The sequence below is a fragment of the Mesorhizobium sp. M7A.F.Ca.CA.004.04.2.1 genome (assembly GCF_004022825.1).
Lineage (GTDB): Bacteria > Pseudomonadota > Alphaproteobacteria > Rhizobiales > Rhizobiaceae > Mesorhizobium.
This window is the reverse complement of record NZ_RZPH01001328.1, coordinates 1-1,299: the sequence shown is the minus strand read 5'-3', so window position 1 is coordinate 1,299 and position 1,299 is coordinate 1. Positions and strand designations below refer to the sequence as shown.

Here is a 1,299-nt window from a genome sequence, read left to right as displayed (position 1 = left end):
CTTCCGGCGAGTGCGAGTGCCGAACGGGAAGATAAAGCGCTGACGGCAGGGCGCGGATCGTCGCACGCCGCATCACAGATCCCGCGGCGCTTGCGTTTATCGCGCATCCCCTCTATATGCGCGCTCATTCCACACACGGACTTTGGTGTCTGCCCGGGAGAAATCCGGCTGAAACCTCCGGTGGCGTTCGAGGACAAAGTCCAAAAATGCCTGTGTCCGTGGAGGCTAACCGGAAAGGAACTTTGAATGGCACTGCCTGATTTCAGCATGCGCCAGCTTTTGGAAGCTGGCATTCACTTCGGCCACCAGACCCACCGCTGGAACCCGAAGATGGCACCCTACATCTATGGCGCCCGCAACAACATCCACATCATCGACCTGTCGCAGACGGTGCCTTTGCTGCATCAGGCGCTTAAGCAGGTTTCCGACACCGTCGCCAAGGGTGGCCGCGTGCTGTTCGTCGGCACCAAGCGCCAGGCGTCCGAGATCGTCGCCGATGCTGCACAGCGTTCGGCTCAGTATTATGTCAACTCGCGTTGGCTCGGCGGCATGCTGACCAACTGGAAGACGATCTCGAATTCGATCCAGCGCCTGCGCAAGCTCGACGAGATGCTGGCCGGCGAGGCGCAAGGGTTGACCAAGAAGGAACGCCTGAACCTCGACCGCGAGCGCGAGAAGCTCGACAAGGCGCTGGGCGGCATCAAGGACATGGGCTCGACGCCCGACCTGATGTTCGTCATCGACACCAACAAGGAAGCGATCGCCATCCTCGAGGCCAAGCGCCTCGGCATCCCGGTCGTCGCCATCATCGATTCGAACTGCGATCCGGACAAGATCGACTTCCCGATCCCCGGCAATGACGACGCGGCCCGCGCCATCCAGCTCTATTGCGATCTGATCGCCAAGGCTGCGATCGACGGCATCGCCCGCCAGCAGGGCGCGCTCGGCGTCGACATCGGCGCTTCGGTCGAAGCTCCGGTCGAACCCGCGCTCGACCCGGCTCCGGCCCCGGCGTCGGAAGCTCCCGAAGCTTGATAATCGAAGGCCGGTTGCGGCCTTCATCTTTCTCATATTCTGGCACGCTAAACAGACGCACCATCGAATACCGATGGTGCGTCGGTGCATTTAAAACAAAGAGGCGACAATGAGCATTTCGGCTGCACAGGTCAAAGAACTCCGCGACTTGACCGGCGCGGGCATGATGGATTGCAAGGCCGCGTTGACCGAGACCAACGGCAACATGGAAGAGGCCGTCGACTGGCTGCGCAAGAAGGGTATCTCCAAGGCCGACAAGAAGGC

Annotated in this window: 1 protein-coding gene and 1 pseudogene; both read left to right on the top strand. The window is 61.0% G+C overall.

Annotated elements, in window-relative coordinates; genetic code table 11:
- The first annotated feature begins 246 nt into the window (after positions 1 to 246).
- Complete coding sequence (gene rpsB, locus EN893_RS34275) at positions 247 to 1,035, top strand: 30S ribosomal protein S2 (protein WP_127269021.1); 789 nt, start codon at positions 247 to 249, stop codon at positions 1,033 to 1,035.
- 109 nt (positions 1,036 to 1,144) lie between these two features.
- Positions 1,145 to 1,299 (top strand): annotated as a pseudogene (locus EN893_RS39660) (elongation factor Ts); the annotation flags it as partial.

Coding starts and splice junctions, on each gene's coding strand:
- rpsB (WP_127269021.1), top strand. CDS start 247: ATGGCACTGCCTGATTTCAGCATGCGCCAGCTTTTGGAAGCTGGCATT.